Annotated in this window: 16 protein-coding genes; 5 read left to right on the top strand and 11 right to left on the bottom strand. The window is 38.2% G+C overall.

Going from position 1 to position 21,241, the window contains the following annotated elements; genetic code table 11:
* Nucleotides 1-9 precede the first annotated feature (9 nt).
* Entirely contained in the window at nt 10-1,005 is a 996-nt protein-coding gene (locus B154_RS0114420; protein ID WP_018614965.1) for an acyl-CoA reductase, read from the top strand.
* A gap of 280 nt (nt 1,006-1,285) precedes the next feature.
* A complete protein-coding gene (locus B154_RS0114415) occupies nt 1,286-2,791 on the top strand; it encodes a trypsin-like peptidase domain-containing protein (RefSeq protein ID WP_245542607.1) in 1,506 nt (501 codons plus the stop codon).
* A 125-nt stretch (nt 2,792-2,916) separates the two neighbouring features.
* Here the strand turns inward: B154_RS0114415 and B154_RS28635 are convergent, their stop codons facing one another.
* Complete coding sequence (locus B154_RS28635) at nt 2,917-4,206, bottom strand: alpha-amylase family glycosyl hydrolase (RefSeq protein WP_018614963.1); 1,290 nt, start codon at nt 4,204-4,206, stop codon at nt 2,917-2,919.
* Nucleotides 4,207-4,349: 143 nt separating this feature from the next.
* Here B154_RS28635 and B154_RS0114405 point away from each other — a divergent pair, with 143 nt between their 5' ends.
* Nucleotides 4,350-5,576, top strand: a complete 1,227-nt coding sequence (locus tag B154_RS0114405; RefSeq protein WP_018614962.1) for a 4-hydroxy-3-methylbut-2-enyl diphosphate reductase — start codon at nt 4,350-4,352, stop codon at nt 5,574-5,576.
* Nucleotides 5,577-5,663: 87 nt separating this feature from the next.
* On the opposite strand, the gene cmk is transcribed toward B154_RS0114405, so the two are convergent.
* Nucleotides 5,664-6,362 carry a (d)CMP kinase gene (gene cmk / locus B154_RS0114400; protein WP_018614961.1) on the bottom strand — a complete coding sequence of 233 codons (699 nt, stop codon included), beginning with the start codon at nt 6,360-6,362 and terminating at the stop codon, nt 5,664-5,666.
* Nucleotides 6,363-6,612: 250 nt separating this feature from the next.
* A complete protein-coding gene (locus B154_RS0114395; protein WP_018614960.1) occupies nt 6,613-9,150 on the bottom strand; it encodes an ATP-dependent Clp protease ATP-binding subunit in 2,538 nt (845 codons plus the stop codon).
* Between the two features lie 89 nt (nt 9,151-9,239).
* Between B154_RS0114395 and B154_RS0114390 the strand changes: the two genes are divergently transcribed.
* Complete coding sequence (locus B154_RS0114390; protein WP_018614959.1) at nt 9,240-9,629, top strand: STAS domain-containing protein; 390 nt, start codon at nt 9,240-9,242, stop codon at nt 9,627-9,629.
* A gap of 211 nt (nt 9,630-9,840) precedes the next feature.
* A complete protein-coding gene (locus B154_RS0114385; RefSeq protein WP_018614958.1) occupies nt 9,841-10,746 on the top strand; it encodes a ribonuclease Z in 906 nt (301 codons plus the stop codon).
* 68 nt (nt 10,747-10,814) lie between these two features.
* Here the strand turns inward: B154_RS0114385 and B154_RS32435 are convergent, their stop codons facing one another.
* The 8 genes from B154_RS32435 to B154_RS0114350 form a co-directional block, all read right to left on the bottom strand.
* Entirely contained in the window at nt 10,815-10,991 is a 177-nt protein-coding gene (locus tag B154_RS32435) for a hypothetical protein (protein WP_157580767.1), read from the bottom strand.
* A gap of 283 nt (nt 10,992-11,274) precedes the next feature.
* Nucleotides 11,275-12,516, bottom strand: a complete 1,242-nt coding sequence (locus B154_RS0114380) for an acyltransferase family protein (protein WP_018614957.1) — start codon at nt 12,514-12,516, stop codon at nt 11,275-11,277.
* Nucleotides 12,517-12,736: 220 nt separating this feature from the next.
* Nucleotides 12,737-13,711, bottom strand: a complete 975-nt coding sequence (locus tag B154_RS0114375) for a nucleoside hydrolase (RefSeq protein ID WP_018614956.1) — start codon at nt 13,709-13,711, stop codon at nt 12,737-12,739.
* Nucleotides 13,712-13,791: 80 nt separating this feature from the next.
* The gene (locus B154_RS0114370) at nt 13,792-14,799 is read right to left on the bottom strand and encodes a GRP family sugar transporter (RefSeq protein WP_018614955.1); all 1,008 of its coding nucleotides are present in this window, start codon (nt 14,797-14,799) and stop codon (nt 13,792-13,794) included.
* A 13-nt stretch (nt 14,800-14,812) separates the two neighbouring features.
* Entirely contained in the window at nt 14,813-15,742 is a 930-nt protein-coding gene (gene rbsK / locus B154_RS0114365; RefSeq protein ID WP_018614954.1) for a ribokinase, read from the bottom strand.
* A gap of 198 nt (nt 15,743-15,940) precedes the next feature.
* Nucleotides 15,941-17,662 (bottom strand): GMC oxidoreductase, encoded by a 1,722-nt coding sequence (locus B154_RS0114360; RefSeq protein WP_018614953.1) that lies wholly within the window; start codon nt 17,660-17,662, stop codon nt 15,941-15,943.
* 122 nt (nt 17,663-17,784) lie between these two features.
* A complete protein-coding gene (locus tag B154_RS0114355; protein ID WP_018614952.1) occupies nt 17,785-18,759 on the bottom strand; it encodes a sugar phosphate isomerase/epimerase family protein in 975 nt (324 codons plus the stop codon).
* 176 nt (nt 18,760-18,935) lie between these two features.
* A complete protein-coding gene (locus B154_RS0114350; RefSeq protein ID WP_018614951.1) occupies nt 18,936-21,086 on the bottom strand; it encodes an outer membrane protein assembly factor BamB family protein in 2,151 nt (716 codons plus the stop codon).
* Nucleotides 21,087-21,241: the final 155 nt, after the last annotated feature.

Here is a 21,241-nt window from a genome sequence, read left to right as displayed (position 1 = left end):
TTTTGGAAAATGACTTTACAACAACGAATTGAGATATTGGTTAAGCTTGGAGATTATATGCAAAATAATGGCCAAGACTGGATAGCCATAAAGGAGCGTGCTAGCAGAGCTAATCCCTGGTTTGTGCCGGAATTTATAGAAATGGCTTCAGATAATATTGTTTCATCTTTTTTACAAAAAGATAAACTTGAAGCATGGGTCGAGGAATATAAAGTACCTTCTAAAAATACAAACCCTATGACTGTCGGCGTAGTGATGGCAGGTAACATACCTATGGTTGGTTTTCATGATATGCTTTGTATTTTTATAACGGGTCATAAGCAATTAATTAAACTTTCATCAAAAGACAACCTTCTTACAAAACACCTCGTTTCTATCATGGTTGAGTTGCAACCTGAAACAGGAGATTACATTGCATTTGCTGAAAATCTCAAAGGGTGCGATGCCTACATAGCAACAGGAAGCAATAATTCAAGCCGGTATTTTGAGTATTATTTTAGCAAGTATCCACACATCATACGTAGAAACCGTACTAGTGTGGCGGTGATTGATGGAACAGAAACCAGTGAAGAGCTGGAAAAACTTGCAGATGATATACAAACTTATTTTGGTTTAGGTTGTAGAAACGTCACAAAACTCTACGTTCCGCACAATTATAATTTTGAAGGATTGTTACAGGCGCTAAACAAGTATCAGCATTACGAAGATTTCCACAAATACAAGCATAATTATGACTACCAGCTGGCGTTACTAATGATGGGTAATAAGTTCTACATGACCAATGGAACCGTTTTATTGACCGAAAATCCTTCTGTTTTTACCGCTGTAAGCCAGGTGAATTACGAATACTACGACAGCGAAACACAGTTGAATGCTTTGAAAAATAATGAAAACATTCAGTGTGTTATTGGTCATACTGCAATACCTTTTGGCACGGCACAAAAACCGCTTCTTACTGACTATGCCGATGGTATTGATACAATGAAATTTGCCCTTAGTTTATAGAAAAACCCTTCCGTTAATCCAGGTTTTACATCTCGACCATTTGCTATGTGCGAAACAGAATAGTTTCATAGCTTTTATAAAAATGATTTAAATTCATAATTGATAATGCCGTTACGTCATTTATCATTTAATTTTGACAAAGGAATATGACTTTTTATCTTTCTACGACAACCTTCGTGAACTATTTGTTAAATGCGTTAAGCGGTAATTAATGAGTTTAATTAGAATTGTTTCTTTGTCTGTAGAAAGGCATATATTTTGACAACTCTATAAAAAACAGATGATGAAACTGAAAAACATTTTTTTAGTAGTTCTTATCAGTTGTGCCACTGCACTTGCAAGTGTTTGGGGGTATAACAGATGGCAAACTACTCAAACAGCGGGAATGCAGGATCCAGGAAAACTGCCGGTCAATTATGCTGGCTTTTTCGATGGAACGAAAGCAGTGGGACCTGTTGATTTTACTGCCGCTTCAACATCAGCAACTCCAGCAGTAGTTCATATAAAAACCAAAACAAAAGCGCGACAGGCAACTAATAACCTGCCTCGTGGTCGAAACCCTTTTTCAGACCTGTTTGGTGATGATTTTGGGGATCTTTTCGGAGGGCCAAATTCTCAAACTATCCCCGAACAACGCGCCAGCGGTAGCGGAGTTTTGATAAGTGATGATGGATATATTGTCACAAACAACCATGTTATTGATGGAGCCGATGATATAAATATCACCCTAAATAATAAGCGTTCTTACAAAGCGACCCTGATAGGTGCTGATCCAAGCAGTGATATTGCTGTGTTAAAGATCGACGGTAAAAGTTTTCCGTATATGGTGTATGGCAATAGCGATGAGGTTAAGTTAGGTCAATGGGTTCTTGCAGTTGGTTACCCACTCACCTTAGATGTAACCGTAACTGCCGGTATTATTAGTGCAAAATCAAGGTCTATCGGAATAAACCGCAGGCAAAGTGAAAGCCCTATTGAAAGTTTTCTTCAGACTGATGCTGCTGTAAACCCTGGAAATAGTGGTGGTGCACTTATAAACACGGACGGACAACTTATCGGTATCAATTCTGCTATTGCTTCTCCTACAGGTAGTTATGCAGGCTATTCTTACGCAATTCCTGTAAATATTGTAAAAAAGGTAGTAAATGATTTGCTGAAGTTTGGAACTGTACAAAGAGCTTTTCTTGGAATTCAATATTCCATGGAAGATCCTTCAGATGAAGAAAGGAAAGAATATGGATTAAAAGAAGGTGAAGGTGTATTGGTAGGCGATGCACCCGTTGGCGGAGCTGCATATGTTGCGGGAATAAAGAAAGGAGATATTGTAACTAAAATAAATAACGTAAAGGTAACTACAGGGCCTGAAATGGTTGAACAGGTAACCCGATACAAACCCGGAGATAAAGTAACTGTAACCTACTTAAGAGCCGGTAAAGAAAATACAGTTACTCTTACACTTAAAAACCGGGCAGGAAATACGGATGTTGTAAAAAACACGACAATTATTGAAAAGCTGGGAGCTCAGCTTGAACCACTTGATAAAAAAACTGCTACAACCCTTGATGTTCCAGGAGGGGTAGTTGTGAAAAAAATAGGCAGTGGTATATTAAGTAAAACAAAAATGCAGGATGGATTTGTAATAACAAGTGTCAACGGAATTGTTGTTAAAAACGTTGATGATTTGCGGGCTGCATTAGAAAAATATAAAGGCAGTACAGTAAAACTGGAAGGGGTTTATCCTGGTTATGAAGGTAGTTATGGCTATCCGCTAAACTTGGGTGAATAAAAAATGTCAAATAACTTTTAGTAGCTAAAATGGCTGCCTTTTCTGGCAGCCATTTTTATTTAAGCTTACAACGTCAATGCTTGTAAAAGAGAGAAAATTCTCTTTATGCAAATTCTTTAAATTTTTTACCCAATGGTTCTGTAGAATAATAAATATTGCCACTTCTGCAATTCAAAAGTGGTAAGAGAACTTATATCTACTTCAATTCCTGAAAAAGCACTTGTAAATCTGCCGCTGATAAAATCATCTGTTATTTTAAATCTCAATCTTGAGGAATGGGATAAATTTAAAATCACCAGCACTTCATTTTCTTCATGCTTTCTTATGAACGCAAAAATGTAATCAAGAGCATTTGTATTTATAATTCTCGTTATCGCTTGTTCATCTCCTGCTCTTAGCGCACTACATGTTTTTCTTACAGAAAGCAATACTTTGTAAAAATCATGCAGTAGGTATTGTCCTGTCCATTCAATCGGGTCTTTATCAAAGAATTTTAAACGTTTTCTGTTTGGCATTTCCTGGCCACTATAGAGCATTGGCAAACTGTTTTTCCATGTAGCGCATAACACTGTAAAAGCTTTTACACTTTCTCCCAACCGTTCATACTCGCTTCCACTGTGTGAGTTTTCGTCGTGGTTGCTTACAAAAAACGTCCGTAGCGCATCAGCAGGAAAAATGGTATCGTATGTCTCTAAGACATTTAAAAGGTTTTCAAGAGACGCTTTATTTTTATAAATCGCTTCCATTATATGTAGCAGTTCCCAGCCGTATGTTGCATCAAAAACCTCGTGATAGTCCGGTTCTTCAGTCTCTGCCAGCCAAAACAGTTTTTTCTTCCTGTCCAGCAAAGTCCTTGCATACAACCAAAAATTTAAAGGCACCAAATGGGCCATGTCGCACCTGAAACCGTCGATATCAAATGTAAGAATCCAAAAGTTCATTTCTTCAACCATTACCTCCCACAACTGCCGGTTAGTATAATCCAAATCAATCACATCTTCCCAGCCATGCGAATCGTAAAAATGACCTTCAATATTTTTCTTATAAAAATCCGGATGTTGCTTTGTCCATATGTGGTCGTAGCCGGTATGATTGGCAACCCAATCTATTAAAACCTTAAAACCCATTTTATGTGCTGATATCACCAGTTGCTTAAAGTCTTCTATACCACCAAATTCAGGGTTTACTGATGTATAGTTACTGCATGCATAATAGCTACCCAAAGTACCTTGCCTTTTTACAGTGCTGATGGGCGTCAGTGGCATGAACCATAATATATCAACCCCCATATCCCTTAAACGGGGCAATTCTTTTTGAAAGGCTGCAAATGTTCCTCCAGGTGTATACTGCCGAAGGTTTACTTCGTAAATGTTTGCTGTCGCGGCCCATGTTGCGGTTTTAAACTTTGTAGCCATAGTAATATATTTGGATAAATATAAATGTTTGCAGGTTACTTTTATGTATCGGTTTTAAGACAAATAAAAGCTTTTCAGTTATAAACCGCTACTTAACATTCTTATTCTTTAGCAGGTTGTACATTTGCAGGGTTATAAAAGTTATGAAAAAGTTTAACGTACCTAACATTTACCGAAGCAGTTTAATCAGCGCTGTTAAAAACAAGAGAAAAGAGTCTGATAAGCTTAAAAAGGATTTTACGCCTACGCTTTTAGATTTTGGACCGATTCGCATTTATCTCGCCAGACATTTTGGTTTTTGCTATGGGGTGGAAAATGCGATAGAAATTGCTTTTAGAACAATTGAAGAAAACCAGGGAAAGCGTATCTTTTTATTAAGCGAAATGATTCATAATCCGCAGGTAAATGCTGATCTCATCCAGAGGGGAGTTCGGTTTCTGCAAGATACAAAAGGTAATTTTCTAATAAATTTTGATGAACTTACTGCGGATGATGTTGTAATTGTACCTGCTTTCGGAACTACTCTTGCAATAGAAGCCAAACTGAATGCAATAGGCATCAAAACAGAAAAGTACAACACCACGTGCCCGTTTGTAGAGAAGGTGTGGAACAGAAGCGAGCAAATTGCGAAAAAAGGATATAGCATCGTAGTTCATGGCAAACCGACACATGAAGAAACACGTGCTACATTTAGTCATAGCGCTGCCAATACGCCCACTGTTGTTGTCAATGACATGAAGGAAACAGTAGAGCTTGCAAAATATATAACCGGGGAAAAATCTGCCGCAGAATTTTATACAGAATTTAAAGGAAGATATTCTGAGAACTTTGATGTGGAAAAGGACCTGGGAAGAATTGGTGTGGTAAATCAAACAACCATGCTAGCAAATGATACCCAAGCTATAAGTGATTATTTGAAACAGCAAATGATACAGCACTACGGGTTAAATGCTGACAACTTAGACGAACGTTTCGCAGATACCCGGGATACACTTTGTTATGCTACAAATGACAATCAAACCGCTGTATATGAACTGCTTACTACTGATGCAAACCTGGCTATAGTGGTAGGCGGATATAACAGCAGTAACACTTCCCATCTGGTTGAATTATGTGAAGAAAAGCTTCCGACTTACTATATTAATTCTGCGGATAAAATTTTATCGGACAAGGAAATTCTTCATTACAACTTTCATACAAAACAGGAATTACATTCTGTAAATTATCTTACTGATAAAAGACCTTTAAAAGTTTTAATAACAAGCGGTGCAAGCTGTCCTGATGCGGTAGTAGAGTCTGTAATTAGAAAATTAATCTCTTTTTACAAAATTGAGAAAACTGTAGAAGAAATAATAAATTCTATCAAATAAGGCTGATACCATTTAGAGCACCTAATAATATATGTTTCGAAAAAAGAACCTGAATTTGTAAAAGAACTTAAAATTTACCTGCAATAGTTAGTTGTGGTTTAGCTCCCTAACTTCCGTTTTTTCTTTTACAAGCTTCATTGCAAGCTTAAATTGCTCTTTCAATGTAAGATTAGAGTTATCTATAACAACTGCATCCTCCGCTTTTCTCAAAGGGCTAAATTCGCGATTGCTATCAATAAAATCTCTCATCTCAAGATTAGTCTTAACCTCATCGATGGTAATATTTGGATTTTTAGTAAACATTTCTTTGAACCTTCGCTCAACTCTTACCGCCGGATCAGCAGTTAAAAAAATTTTCAGTTCGGCATCCGGAAAAACAGTTGTACCTATATCTCTTCCGTCCATTACAATGCCTTTTTCACCACCCATCTTTTGTTGCTGTGCTACTGCAAATTCACGCACTTCTTTTACTGCAGCTACCTCACTTACATTTTCGGCTACCACCATATCCCTTATCAGCCATTCAACATTTTCATCGTTAAGATGTATTTCACTTATACCAGTTATATAGTTGTAAATGAATTCAAGTGATATGTTTTTTAGCGCTTTGAGTACTTCCTCCCGAATATTCCAATCTACATGGTTACGAAGAAAATACAACGTTATAGCCCTATACATTGCCCCGCTGTCTATAAAGACGTAGTTAAGCTCTGCTGCCAGCGCCTTTGCCAACGTGCTTTTGCCACACGAAGAGTAACCATCTATTGTTATGATAATTTTTTTCATTGTAATAGCAGAAATTGCTCATGCAAAAATGAAACAAATGAAGGAAAAAATTAAAAATAGAACGGGACTGCCTTAATATTAACCTTTAAAATTAACAGCTAAAAAAGCCGTTACAAAAAGACCTGAAAAACGACCTCCAAAAAGAACACGTGAGCATTGCCATTTATATCGTGCAACTCGAGACATTCTTTAGACAAAAAAGCCACCCAACCGAAAGGTTGGATGGCTTAAAAAACTAAAAATAATGAAACTATGCTTTACTTTGTTCTTTTTCTTCTATTTTTTCTTTTATACTAAAAACTATCTTTTCCTTTTCCTTATCAAGTTCACCTATCAAGACATCTCCCTGCTTTACGTTCATACTTAATATTTCTTCTGCCAACTCATCTTCCAGGTATTTCTGGATAGCCCTGTGCAGAGGTCTTGCGCCAAACTGTTCATCATATCCTTTATCTGCGATAAAATCTTTGGCTTCGGTTGTTAATTCAAGGCTAAAGCCCAGATTTGACAAACGCTTCACCACCCCTTTCATCAGAATATCTATTATTTCAAAAATGTTCTCCTTTGTTAATGAATTAAAGATTACTACATCATCGATCCTGTTAAGGAACTCAGGAGAAAAAGTACGTTTCAGCGCCTTCTCAATTACCGCCTTGTTATTCTCTTCGGCATTTTGTACCCTGCTTGCTGTCGCAAAACCTACACCATCACCAAATTCTTTCAATTGACGCGCGCCAATGTTGGATGTCATGATAATAAGTGTATTCTTAAAATCAATCCTTCTGCCCAAACCGTCTGTCAACTGACCATCATCCAGTACCTGTAATAGTATATTATAAATATCGGGGTGAGCTTTTTCAATCTCATCAAGTAAAACCACACTATAAGGCTTACGTCTGACTTTCTCGGTAAGCTGTCCACCTTCTTCATAACCTACGTAACCGGGAGGAGCACCAACGAGCCGGCTTACGGTGAATTTTTCCATATATTCACTCATGTCAATGCGTATTAATGCATCTTCACTGTCAAACATGTACCTCGCCAAAGAACGAGCCAATTCCGTTTTACCAACACCTGTAGGTCCTAAGAAAATGAAAGTACCAATCGGTTTTTTCGGATCTTTCAAACCTACACGATTTCTCTGTATAGCTTTGGTCACTTTTGAAATAGCCTCTTTTTGTCCGACAACCATTGCTTTCATGTCTTCAGGCATGCGGCGCAACTTTTCAGTTTCAGCCTCTACCATGCGTTTAACAGGTATACCTGTCATCATACTTACCACTTCTGCAATAGCTTCTTCATCTATCGGGTAACGCTTATTTCTGCTTTCTTCTTCCCAAGAGGTTTTAGCCTTTTCAAGAGCTTCGCCTAAACGCTTCTCTGTGTCACGAAGAGCTGCTGCTTCTTCAAAACGCTGGCTTTTTACGACCTTGTTTTTTTCGAGCTTTATATCTTCAATTTTCTTTTCAAGGTCTAAAATCTCTTTAGGTACATTTATGTTCTTCAGGTGAACTCTGGCACCTACTTCATCCAAAACATCTATTGCTTTATCTGGCAACAAACGATCTGTCATATACCTGTCACTTAGCTTCACACACGCTTCAATTGCATCGGTTGAATAAGAAACGCTGTGATAATCCTCGTATTTGCTTTGAATATTTGTAAGAATCTGAATAGTTTCTTCAACGGAAGGTGGCTCTACTAACACCTTTTGAAAACGACGGTCCAAAGCTCCATCTTTCTCAATGTACATTCTATATTCATCTAAAGTAGAGGCTCCAATGCATTGCAGTTCTCCTCTTGCCAATGCTGGCTTAAAGATGTTTGAAGCATCGAGAGATCCACTGGCACCACCAGCACCGACAATAGTATGAATTTCATCAATAAACAAAATCACGTCACGGTTTTTCTCCAGTTCGTTCATGATTGCTTTCATTCTTTCTTCGAACTGTCCGCGATATTTGGTTCCGGCAACAAGTGCTGCGAGGTCAAGGCTGATCACTCTTTTGTCAAACAGAACACGACTAACTTTTCTTTGCACTATTCGCAAAGCAAGGCCCTCGACAATAGCTGTCTTACCCACACCCGGCTCACCAATCAATATTGGGTTATTCTTTTTACGGCGACTCAATATCTGGCTCACTCTCTCAATTTCCTTTTCGCGGCCGACTATTGGGTCTAATGAACCACTCTCCGCTAATTTCGTGATATCGCGACCGAAGTTGTCAAGTACTGGTGTCTTGCTTTTAGGGTTGCTTTGCTGCTTAGCACGCTGCTGTCCCGCATAGCCTTTCCTGTCTTCATCAAAATCATCGTCATTGTCTTCGGTATATTCGCTTCTTGGGTCGCTGCTTCTTACCATGCCCAATTCATTTCTAAAGACATCATAGTCCACATCAAATTGGTTTAATATCTGTGTAGCTATATTTTCTTTGTTTTTTAAAATTGAAAGCATAAGGTGTTCAGTTTCCACAAGCGGGCTTTTAAGAGCCTTCGCTTCCAGAACCGTTACACGAATCACTTTTTCAGCCTGCTTAGTTAATGGTAGACTGTTGATGTTTGCGATGTTCTTTCCTGTTTTATCTTTTACTGCAAGTTCTACCTCTTTGCGAAGTTCATACAGGTCTACATTTAATGTTTTTAAAATGCGGATAGCTGTATTTTCGCCCTCTCTGATTAAACCTAGCAGCAAATGCTCCGTCCCTATAAAATCATTTCCCAGCCTGAGAGCTTCCTCTCTGCTGAATGAAATAATTTCCTTTACCTGGGCTGAAAAATTATTATCCATATAGTTTAAATTGCTTGATACAATAATAACGAATATTTTTGAAGCTTGAGTATGTGTCGTTATCCACATTTGTTAATCAAACTGTAATCATGAAGGTCAAAATTGATACCAAAGAGAAATTTTATGCTATAACACTAATGGAACCAATATTATCTGCCAATATTGCAGCAGACCTTTCTCAATTAGTTACGAAATTTCTACAGCAAAAGATTAAAAATGTGGTATTAAAACTTTCGGCACTGGAAACAATTGAAGATAAAGGTGCTGAAGAATTGGCACAATTACAACAATTATTTTATGAAAACAATGCGTCTTTTGTTGTTTGTGAACTAAGTCGTACGCTCGAAGACAGACTTGAGGAAATGGAATTAATGGAAGTAATGAACATTACCCCAACTGAAAGCGAAGCCTGGGACATTGTGCAAATGGAAGAAATAGAAAGAGAACTTCTTGACGAAGAAACAGGAGAGGAAAGTTAGTTATCTAAATAGGGTTGTAATATAATTTTTTTGCCTCGCAAAGTTTTTTACCGGCTGTTTCGATCCTTGCCCAAATCACCGTTGGCAGGTAATTGCTAATTAACCGCTTATTTTACCATGCTGCCTCCGAAGCCCTTCTTACTAAAGGCCTTCAACGAAACTCTAATTCTGCTATCTTTACCCCGCAAAAAAAGAAATCTTATCTTCAGTAATGTTTGGAGTAACCATATTAGGCAATAATTCAGCATTACCGGCTTACGACCGGCATCCAACTTCCCAAGTGGTTACTCTCGATCAGTTTCAATTTTTAATTGACTGTGGTGAAGGAACACAAATGCAGTTAGCGCGATATAAAATCAGGAGAAGCCGGATCAACCACATTTTTATTTCGCATTTGCATGGTGATCACTACTTTGGACTGCCAGGCCTTATAACCAGTATGGGATTATTGGGCAGAGATACTGATTTACATTTATATGGGCCACCACTTATAATGCCAATATTAGACTTAATGCTGCAGGCAGCAGACACACAGTTTGGCTATACGCTGCATTTTCACCCCTTAGAAAGCGAAGGAATACTGTTAGATGATCCGAAATTTACGGTAGAATGTTTCCGGGTATTTCATCGTATTGAGTGTTGGGGATTCATATTCAGAGAAAAGAAAAAACCAAGAAAAATCAATAAAGAAACGATCGGTTCTTATCATTTACCTGCTGGTTATTATGAGCGTCTAAAACTGGGAGAGAATATTGTTACTGAAAACGGGCAACTGATCTTAAATGAAAATGTAACTATTGCAAATAGCCCCGCAAAAAGCTATGCCTACTGTGGAGATACCATGTATAACCTCTCGGTAGCAGAAAAAGTAAAGGATGTGACGCTTTTATATCATGAAACTACTTATCTCAAAGATCTTAATGACCGTGCCAAACAAAGATTTCATTCCACCACAGCGCAGGCAGCAGATATTGCATTGAGAGCAAATGCAAAAAATTTATTAATAGGTCATTTTAGCAGCAAATACGAAGAGCTTAATCAATTTCTTGATGAAGCACGCGAAATTTTTCCAGCCACTGATCTGGCAATTGAAGGCGTCACCTACAGGGTACTATAATTCCAAAAATTATTGTAAAATTCCACGAGGTCTCGGCAACTGGTACAAGATAGACAAAACAGCAGTTCTTATTTGTTTTCTCTGGCTCTATGACATACTAGTTCAACAGAAAAACTAAATGCTAAAGCGAAAGCAATTGCTTCCCAAAAAGATTGTTTGTTAAATAACGCAATAATCATCATCACTAAACAAAACAAGCTAGCTACCACCGTCAAGGCATTTTTTTCAGACAAATATTTTCTCATAAATACGAATTAGGAAAAATCTAGCTGCAAAGTAAAACGGCAATAAACGAATATCAAAATTTGCTACAGTAATAAAGACTTAATTTTAAATTAAAAAATTTTAGCTTTCGTCTGTGCATTTCACATGAATCGTCCTGTTTTACAGTGAACCTGTTTTCACAAACCGCTAACAACATCTTATTTTTCCTTTTGTCGTAAAAGAAAACGTGCTGAAATAAAGTTTTCGGGTATTTTATTTACCCGCAGAAATAATTGATCAATCAGTGAACAGTTGATTTTTACTTTATATTTTAAGGAAGATTTTCCTCTTATACATCCAATATAAAATATAAAATTCCATGAGAAGGACTAATCCTCCCCTTACAAGTGAAGAATATGGGTCGCCAAACACTTGGTCATAATGCTGGCCTAAATGAATAGAAAAAGAACTTTCTATGAATGAAGATATCGTGTGCGCGATCACATAAGCAGCAATGGAATTCATACCAATTACCATGAGCGGAAAACTCCATTTTTTTATTTTGTACACATCAATAACACTATAAAAAAAGGCTAGTAGCAAAAAGCAGCATCCGCCGCTAAACAGTACCCAAGCAGGTGTCCAGATACGTTTTACAATAGGATTAATTCCTGTAAAATGACAAAGAAGGCCTAAAGCAAACAAGGCAATGCTAAAAAATATAAAACGCTTTATTTTCTGTGCATTATTAAAGGATGATTTTAGAATCTTACCTGCCATAAGGCCCAATATCATAGTGCCGAGGGTCGGGATAAAACTAAGTGTTGCGTAGCCACCTTCATTGTTTGTAAACGTTTTTTCGCGAGGAAATAAATTCAAAAACCATTTGTCAAAGGCCCATGCCAGGTTAGTATTCTTATTCCAATGGGCGGCAAAACCATGAAGGTTAAATTGCAAATCAGGAGTTACGCCTGCAGAAGCATAATCAAAAGAAGCACCGGGCAACGGATACAAGGCAAAGGCTGCCCAATAACCAACAAGAATACAAACAAGAGATATCATTTGTGTTTTTGAAGATGAGAAGCCGAGCATGAAGAGAAAAGTATAACCTAAGCCAATTTGTGTAAGCGTGTCTTCAAAAGTAAAATACGTTTGTTTGGCAGACATTGACCTCAGAAATATGCCAAGTAATATTAAAATGACCGACCGGATGATTGTGTGCTTTAGCAAATGGCTGTAGGTCGCTCCCTTAGCTAATCTTCCGGCAATGGAATAAGGCACCGCCACACCGACTAAAAAAGAAAATGAAGGTTGAATTAAGTCATGAAGAGAGCAACCAACCCACTGAACATGATCTTGGTTAAAAGCTAAAAAACTCCAGAACGAACTATCAGGCAAAGACTGAGATACACGATGAAAAGAAAGTACTTCCGCCATCATCAGCAGCATCACAAATCCCCTGTATACATCTACAGAGGTTATTCGCTTTGAAACAACCGGCGATATTTTATTAACTGGTTCTATTACAGGTGCGTCATTTACTGCCGTACTTATTGTTGTTTCCATAAGCAATTGTTGATGGGTGGAAGATAATATAAAAAAAAGAAATTAATTAACTAATATCATGACAACTTTTAAAACTTTACTCGTGTTTGTTATCTTAATAATCTCATAAAACATTTTTCGGTAGAAAATTATTTTAAAGGAGTTTCGTAAAATAATTAAAATACAAAAAAACTAACGATTACTTGCATATCTAAACATTCGTGACCGAAATAGGCTGTACTTATGGCTGGTGTATCATTAAATCATTAATAACTTTTTCCACTTCTGATGGTGGCCGTTCCTTTACTAAATGATGATGCTTTGTTCCGTTTCCATTCCACGTGTTACTGCCGTCATCTGCAATTTGTATAGTTCCTTTCTTAAGAGTATAAAAAGGTTTATATCCTGCAACGGCGACAAATACTGCCGTTTCATCCCAACTCATTCTGCCCTCCTTATCTTCTTTTGCCATTGGCAGACAAAGAGAAAACACATCCTTAACAGGGCTGTTTTGTATTGCATCATTATTTACTAATGGCAAACCTGTTTTTATTTTTTCGCCTATTTCAAAACCACTAAATAACACAGGTTTTTCAAAATGTTCGTATGCATATTTAGATGCAACCGCATCTTTCTCTATGTTAAATTCTTTACCTGCCGGAAACTTACCGCCCATGGTTACCATGTTTTTTACCTTTTTGTTTACCAGTTCTTTTCCGTTTAAAGAAGAATATTTATCGGGTTTGGATTGAAGTAAGTTGGAAATATTGGTTAAAAACCCAACAGTTATTATGGTCACGCTGTTATCCGGTTGTTTTGCTAAAATCTTTCGATACAATTCTACTGCGTCAGGTACTTCATCATTGCTTTTTATTGTATGTGGATATTTCGCTATTAAAGTATCTGTCCAATGTTGGAAATCTTTTAGTGTTAATGCATTTCCTTTTGGAACTCCTATAGGTATCTCCGCTTTTTTAAAATATGTATTAAATACGTTAAGCACAGCGGCAACACCTTCATATTTTGTGCTGGCAATAGTGGCTAATATTTTTGCCTTACCACTGTCGGCAAAAGCATGTAGCAAAGTAATGGCTCCTACGTCATCATAATCGGGGCCCATATCAGTATCAAAAATAACGGGCAAAGCTTTATTGGTTTGTGCTTTCATACCAATCGAATACACTAAAAAGAAAGATAGAAATAGATATTTTATCATTTTGAAAATTTTTACCTAAAGCCCTAATAGCTTAAGAAATTTTTTATTTATTTATTAATTATGGTACAAATACATTCTGATCATGTACCAGCATATATGATCATGGCAATGCCAGTAAGAAAAAAGAAAAACATAGCCGTAATAAGCGCATTAGTTTGTTTGCCTGCATCCTTAAATTCTTTCCAGATAAACACTCCCCATAATGCTGCAATGAGGGTTGCACCTTGTCCCAAGCCATAAGATATGGCCGGACCCGCTTTACCAGCCGCAATCAAATTAAATGAATTTCCTAATCCCCAAATAAGACCTCCCAATATGCCAACAAAATGAGTTTTCAAATTTCCGTTGAAATAATCGTTATAGGTGACAGGTGAACCGGTAATTGGTTTTTTCATAAGAGCTGTATTGAAAATAAAGTTGCTTATAAAAATACCTGCTGAAAAAATAAATACCGCGGTGTAAGGAGTCATTTTGCCGGGCATTGGATTTTCAAAATTTTCAAGGTCCATAGATGAGGCAATAAAGCGGTAAAAGAAAGACATTAAAATACCTGCAATTACAGAAATGATAATACCTTTTGTAGTAATCACGCTTCCCTCCTTGGAGTGCGATTTTCTTTTATACGCAGCAGCATTTAAAAGTACGGCAATAATAACCAATGCAACACCTGCAAAAAGAAAATAAGGATTACCTTTTTGGGCAACATTATAATTGAGAACAACACCCAGCACCAGGGCAATGCCAATACCAACAGGAAATGCTACTGCCATACCTGCAATAGCAATGGCCGCTGAAAATAAAATATTTGCAGCGTTAAATACTAAGCCTCCGGTGAGTGCGCTTAAAATATTAGAAAAATCCGCCTGTTTTAAATCTGTTATAAAGCTTCGTCCTTCATTGCCTGTGCTACCTAAAGTAAGTGCACAGATAATTGAAAACAAGAAAATACCGATAACATAGTCCCAATAAAATAATTCGAAACGCCAGGTTTTTTCAGATAGCTTTTGGGTATTTGCCCAGGATCCCCAGCATATCATTGTGATGATACAAAAAAGTACAGCGGTACTATAGCTTTGTACAATAAACATAGATTTTTCTATTTTAAGCTTTTATTTTATTAGAAACTATTGATGCTTCTACTTCTTGTCTCTTAGGTGCTGATGCCTGTGCACCTAATCTTGTTACTGAAATAGCAGCAGCAGCATTTGCAAATTGTACAGCCTGTTTCATATTTTTTCCTTCAGATATCGCCACTGCTAATGCTCCGTTAAACACATCTCCCGCCGCGGTAGTATCAACCGCTTTTACTTTTGTGGAAGGCACTACTTCAAACAAATCATTCTCATATAGTAATGCACCTTCAGACCCCATTGTTATAATTACTGTTTCTATCCCTTTAGCGGCAAGTGATTGTGCAGCTTGTTTTGCAGAGTCAATTCCTGAAATTTTAATCCCGGTAAGCATTTCTGCTTCTTTTTCGTTGGGAGTTATTATTGATACCTTTCTTAATAAATCATCTGAAAGCGCACGAGCCGGGGCCGGGTTTAATACGAGTTTTATATTATTTGCCTCAGCAAGGTTTGCAACAAAATTTACTGTTTCAACAGGTATCTCCAGCTGAATTAAGATAATAGATGCCTGCTCACAAATTGTCTGAGCTTTCCTTACGTCATCAGCATGTAAAGCTGCATTTGCGCCTGCCGCTACGGCTATGCAGTTTTCGCCATTATCATCGACATTAATTAGCGCAACACCTGAGGGCTGGTTTGCATCAACAGAAATATAAGTGGTGTCAATTCCTTCTTCTTTGTATAATTGTACAGATTGTTGTCCAAATACATCAGCGCCAACTTTCGCTATAAATGCCACCTGCCCGTTAAGCCGGGCTGCAGCAACTGATTGGTTGGCACCTTTTCCACCCTGGGTCATAAAAAAAGTTCCCCCTAAAATGGTTTCTCCTGGTGCAGGTAGGTGGTCAGCTTGTACGACCATGTCTGTATTAGAACTTCCAACTACGACAATAGACTTCATATATAGCAATATCGTTTTTTATGACAAGTTATTTCTGTTAGCCAGCTTTCACCTTACTATAAAGCTTTTCTTGCGTCGCACTCTTGTACTTTTTAAATGCATTGCGTCTAAGGGCACTGATTACAGAAAATCTTTAATATAGTTTTCTCAACCCCTCCTACCTTCTCCTCATTTCTATCTGCCGTACAACTTTTTTCGCTACAAATTTCCTCTCTTCATTTCATCTACAGCAAAATTTGCTGCCCTTGCGGTAAGTGCCATATAGGTTAGTGAAGGGTTTTGGCATGCATTTGAGGTCATGCAAGCTCCATCCGTAACAAATACATTTTTCGCATCCCATATCTGATTATTTGCATTTAATATAGATGTTTTCGGATCTCTGCCCATTCTTGCGGTTCCCATCTCATGAATACCTAAACCTGGTGGCTGTGCTGTATCTGTTGCATTAATATTTTTAAATCCTGCTTTTTCCAACATTTCTGAACCTGTGTTTAAAATATCTTTCAGCATTGCCAGCTCATTCCCTTTGTATTCACAATCTATTTCCAGTTGCGGTATTCCCCATGCGTCTTTTTTGTCTTCACTCAGGGTAACTTTATTTTCATAATAAGGAAGGCACTCACCCATTCCGGTCATCCACATATTCCAGTTACCAGGCTCTGTTAGCTGTTCTTTATAGTTAGCTCCGATAGTATCTTCTTGCACATTACCCGTACTTCTCGAACCGCCCGCTGCAAAAGCATACCCTCTTATAAAATCTTTTTGAACATCAGCACCTACGTTTCTAAATCTCGGTACATAAATTCCCGCTGGTCTTTTACCATAATAATATTTGTCCTGAAAACCTTCGTACGAACCTCCAATTGTTCCCCTGTAATTATGGTCCATTAAGAAATGGCCCAACACATTATTGGTGTTACCCAAACCGGCAGGAAATTGAGATGACCGGGAGTTTAATAAAATGAGAGTCGTATTTATTGTACCCGCATTTACAAAAATTACTTTTGCGTAAAACTCTGTCATTTTTTTTGTTTTCGCATCAATTACCCGTACACCTGTTGCCTTATTTTTTTTCTCATCATAAATGATGGAATGAACAACAGAGAAAGGACGGATAGTAAGATTATTTGTTGCCCGTGCGGCAGGAAGCGTTGCTGACACACTTGAAAAGTAGCCGCTAAAAGGGCAGCCCCTTGCACACTTATCACGGTACTGGCAGGGACCTCTCCCGTTTAATCCCTTTGTGAGATTGGCAGTTCTTGAATGAATAACATGCCTGCCTTTAAATGTAGACTCTACCGATTCTTTAAAATGCTTTTCGATGCAATTAAATTCCATAGGAGGCTGAAACTCTCCATCGGGTAAGTGAGCAATACCGTCACGGCTTCCGCAAATACCAACGAATTTTTCGACATAAGAATACCATGGCGCAATGTCTTTATAACGAATGGGCCAGTCTACTGCGATACCTTGCTTTGCATTAGCTTCAAAATCAAGGTCGCTCCATCTTTGTGTCCATCTCGCCCATAATAATGATTTACCTCCCAACTGGTATCCTCTTATCCAATTAAAAGGTTTTGTCTGCACGTATGGATGCTCACGATCTTTTACAAAAAAATGTTGGGTTGCTTCTGTAAATGCATAGCACTTGCTAACAATAGGATTATCTTCCCGCATCTTTCTTGTTATTTCCTCTCGATGTGGAAAGTCCCACGGATTAAGTGTAGCTGTAGTATAATCTTTTATGTGCTCAATATTTCGCCCGCGTTCCAGCACTAAGGTTTTTAATCCCTTTTCACAAAATTCTTTTGCAGCCCATCCCCCACTCATGCCTGAGCCAATAACAATTGCATCAAAAGTATTTTGTTGAACTCCTTTTGAATTGATGTTAATAGCGGACGAATCTTTTTGAAATCCCATATATCTTAATTACTGTATTAATTCTTTGTATTCCGAACTTGAGAAGTAGATTTTAGGATTAACCCCGGTTAATTATTACTTCATGAAAACCATCTAATCCTTTTATAACCCTGTTTATATTTTTACCACCCAAAAACCTTTTTTACGTATTGCCTGCTTTGCTTCCAGTCATCCTTTACCGCACGTGTCGGCGGGGAGTCGAATGCAAGCTCCACGGCAGCCTTGCCTTTATAATTGATGTCTTTTAATGCTTTTGCAATTGCAGGGAAATCAGTAACTCCTTCACCAACTGCTTCTGTCCATTTACCATCCGCTTTTTGGTCACGAATATGCATGTAAACCATTTGATGACCATACGTTTTTATAAACCATACAGGATCGACGCCGCCTCGAACTAACCAGTTAAGGTCTGGTCCTAATTTTATGTCAGGTATTCTTTTTAATGTGCCCTTCAGGTCATGTAATCCATTTGTTACTTCAAAAGTGTGATTGTGGAGATTAGGTTCTATTTGCTTTTTATTGCATTCCGCAATAATTTTTTGCAGCAATTCAGCCTGGGCATCTAACTCATCTTCTGTTTTTGTGTGTCTTGCATCACCAACTGTAATTCCAAGCATTTTTCCACCTGCAGCGTGCAATCTTTCTAATACCAATTCTATATCTTCCAGTATCTTTTGATGTTCATCCTTCTTCCATATATTAGCATTGTAAGATGTACCGGTGACAGGCAAGGAATACTTTTGAGAAAGCTCACGAAGTCTTGTAACCGCATCGTCATGGCGAAGAATAATTTCCATCAATTCCACCCCCTGGAAGCCTGCATATTTTAAATCACTAAAAACATTATCTAATATCGGTGTGCAATCCCAATCAGGAGGATAACGACTTGCATATACCCACAGATGCGCATATAGAGGAACTACTGTAGAAAAAAGGTTACCAGTGGATTTTTGAGGTATTAAGCTATTTAGCATAAATCCTCCTACAACACTTCCTGCTGTTTTTATAAAGGCTCGTCGCGACCCTGGTAAGTTTTGATCAATACCATAATTTTCTACCTCAAAATGAGGAGAGCAAGCAATCGTCTTATTTTTCATCTCTTTACTAACTTATTTACTACTAACCATTTTTTTGGCAGAATAAAGAACAGAATGTACAAGTGAGTGACACAACAAAAGCCAATTAGAAGAACTGAAGATTGAAAACAAAGAAATAATAACGATAAAACTTCTTTTCAATTCACATTTTCAATTCTCCATTTTAATTCTTCGCCCTAAGGTAATGCAAACGCCACGTAACTGTCTCCTGCCTCTGCCCCAAGCTTGGTTCCACCGCATGCCATAACAATATACTGTTTACCATTCACTTCATAGGTACTGGGAGTTGCAAATGCTGCAGCAGGCAAAACCGTCTCCCAAAGTAACTTGCCATTATTTTTATCGTAAACTCTGAATTTTTTGTCTTTAGTACCGGCTATAAATAACAGCCCGCTTGACGTTACAACCGGTCCTCCGTAACTTTCAGAACCTGTTTGAGGGATACCTTTTGCTGCCAGTTCTGGATATTCCCCATACGGTATTTTCCATTTGTATTCGCCTGTATTTAAATCAATGGCGTTTAACGTTCCCCATGGCGGGCTTACTGCAGGCAAACCGTTTTTATCTAAAAATTTACTGTAACCTGAAATCCGGTAAGAATATGCAGGAGTAGATTTCGTATTTCCTTTTGATGGAGTTTTTGCTTTAGACTTGGGAGACTGCATTTTTGTGAGGCCCATCTCTTCCTTTTCTTCACCGGCCAAAAACGCTACCAGCGCCTGCTTTTGCTTATCATCCAGTCTACCAAAACCTGGCATCATTCCTTTTCCATTAGTAATAATGTTCTTGATGTAATCCCTGGTATGCCGGGTCGCAACACCTATAAGTGATGGATAGCCACTTGCGGGATTTCCTTTTCTTTCAGGCCCGTGGCAGCCGATACAATTAGTGGTGTACAACCGGTTTCCTGAAGACATACCTGCCAACTGAGCTTCTGTGGCTGTTTCTCCTATTGCTATCAGCCACGCCATTTCATTACTATTTACATATAAGGTTCCATCAGGGTCGGCAGCGGACCCACCCCACTCTGCTCCCCCATCAAGCCCGGGAAAAATAATAGTTCCTTTTTTGCTCAGCGGAGTAAAAGGTCCGCCATAGCGGCTTTTGCGAAAAAGAGCAACCAATGAATCATGGCTTTCTGAATAAGGATTAATATCTGCTTCGGTAAGATTTTGACGGGCATAAGGGGCTGGTTTTGTAGCGAAAGGCTGTGTCGGCCAGCTTTTTTCACCCGGCACATCAGAAGCAGGCACTGGTTTTTCCTGGATAGGATATACTGGTACACCAGTAACCCTGTCAAAAACAAACACCATTCCTTGCTTCGTTACCTGTACTACTGCGTCAACCTTTTTTCCGTTGTGATTGATAGTGACCAGATTCGGCGGAGCGGGCGGATCACGATCAAGAATATCATGATGTACCAACTGATAATGCCATAACCGTTTGCCGGTTTTAGCATCTAATGCAATGAGGCAATTTGCAAAAAGATTGGCGCCTTTACGGTCGCCACCATAAAAGTCAAAAGCAGCAGAACCGGTAGGAACATACAAAATACCACGCTTACGATCAACAGCCATACCAGACCAGTTATTTGCCGCACCTACCAATGTATTTTTATAAACGCTTTTTGGCCATGTTGTGTAACCAAACTCGCCAGGCAGCGGTATTGTGTGAAAAACCCAGGCTAATTTCCCTGTTTTGATATTAAATGCCTGGATATTACCTAATGGTGCGTCAGTTCCCTCTGATACTCTTAAAGGCATAATTATTAAGTCTCCAAAGACGGTACCGGGAGTATTAGAAATCACCATTTTATCTTTTGAAGTAGGACCTAAACCTGCCTTAAGACTTGTGCGCCCACTATCACCAAACGAAATAATCTTTTCTCCATTTAAAGCGTTCAACGCATAAAGCCACGGACCCTTTGTATAAAGAATACGCTTATCATCTCCATTCTCCCAATAAACCAATCCCCTGCTAGAACTACCTTCTTCTTTGGTGGTTTTTTCCTTCTTCCATTTTTCCTGTCCTGTAGCGGCGTCCACGGCAAAAGGTTGCGTGGTAGCAGTCATTCCATAAAGAATACCATTTACGATAATAGGATTGCATTGTATCTGTCCTGAATCGAGTGTATGATATTCCCATGCTACTTTTAGCTGTTTTACGTTTGAAGCATTTATTTGTGTTAATTCAGAATAGTGGTTGCGGTCCGGTCCTCCAAGATACTCGGGCCAATTTCCCTTCGATGAGTGAGGGTCATTACCCAATACCCAAGACAATAGAACTATGCACAAAAGAAAAATTAATGGCAAAAACAATCTTTTCATTCAAGGTTATTTGAGGTGGTAAATTAAGTATAACAACTTAATATTTAGCTTCCAGGCAAAGTATTATTTTAAAATCTGCAACTTCGAAACAAGCATCTGTTTAATAAACAGACCTCCAAATTGTTTTACTTACTACCAAAACAACTTTTTAAACT

The organism is Segetibacter koreensis DSM 18137 (assembly GCF_000374045.1).
Taxonomy (GTDB): domain Bacteria; phylum Bacteroidota; class Bacteroidia; order Chitinophagales; family Chitinophagaceae; genus Segetibacter; species Segetibacter koreensis.
This window is presented reverse-complemented; position numbering and strand designations above follow the sequence as displayed.

Coding starts and splice junctions, on each gene's coding strand:
- B154_RS0114360 (WP_018614953.1), bottom strand. CDS start 17,662: ATGGGATTTCAAAAAGATTCGTCCGCTATTAACATCAATTCAAAAGGA.
- B154_RS0114350 (WP_018614951.1), bottom strand. CDS start 21,086: ATGAAAAGATTGTTTTTGCCATTAATTTTTCTTTTGTGCATAGTTCTA.
- B154_RS28635 (WP_018614963.1), bottom strand. CDS start 4,206: ATGGCTACAAAGTTTAAAACCGCAACATGGGCCGCGACAGCAAACATT.
- B154_RS0114385 (WP_018614958.1), top strand. CDS start 9,841: ATGTTTGGAGTAACCATATTAGGCAATAATTCAGCATTACCGGCTTAC.
- B154_RS0114405 (WP_018614962.1), top strand. CDS start 4,350: ATGAAAAAGTTTAACGTACCTAACATTTACCGAAGCAGTTTAATCAGC.
- B154_RS0114390 (WP_018614959.1), top strand. CDS start 9,240: ATGAAGGTCAAAATTGATACCAAAGAGAAATTTTATGCTATAACACTA.
- cmk (WP_018614961.1), bottom strand. CDS start 6,362: ATGAAAAAAATTATCATAACAATAGATGGTTACTCTTCGTGTGGCAAA.
- B154_RS0114375 (WP_018614956.1), bottom strand. CDS start 13,711: ATGATAAAATATCTATTTCTATCTTTCTTTTTAGTGTATTCGATTGGT.
- B154_RS0114395 (WP_018614960.1), bottom strand. CDS start 9,150: ATGGATAATAATTTTTCAGCCCAGGTAAAGGAAATTATTTCATTCAGC.
- rbsK (WP_018614954.1), bottom strand. CDS start 15,742: ATGAAGTCTATTGTCGTAGTTGGAAGTTCTAATACAGACATGGTCGTA.
- B154_RS32435 (WP_157580767.1), bottom strand. CDS start 10,991: ATGAGAAAATATTTGTCTGAAAAAAATGCCTTGACGGTGGTAGCTAGC.
- B154_RS0114415 (WP_245542607.1), top strand. CDS start 1,286: ATGATGAAACTGAAAAACATTTTTTTAGTAGTTCTTATCAGTTGTGCC.
- B154_RS0114380 (WP_018614957.1), bottom strand. CDS start 12,516: ATGGAAACAACAATAAGTACGGCAGTAAATGACGCACCTGTAATAGAA.
- B154_RS0114420 (WP_018614965.1), top strand. CDS start 10: ATGACTTTACAACAACGAATTGAGATATTGGTTAAGCTTGGAGATTAT.
- B154_RS0114355 (WP_018614952.1), bottom strand. CDS start 18,759: ATGAAAAATAAGACGATTGCTTGCTCTCCTCATTTTGAGGTAGAAAAT.
- B154_RS0114370 (WP_018614955.1), bottom strand. CDS start 14,799: ATGTTTATTGTACAAAGCTATAGTACCGCTGTACTTTTTTGTATCATC.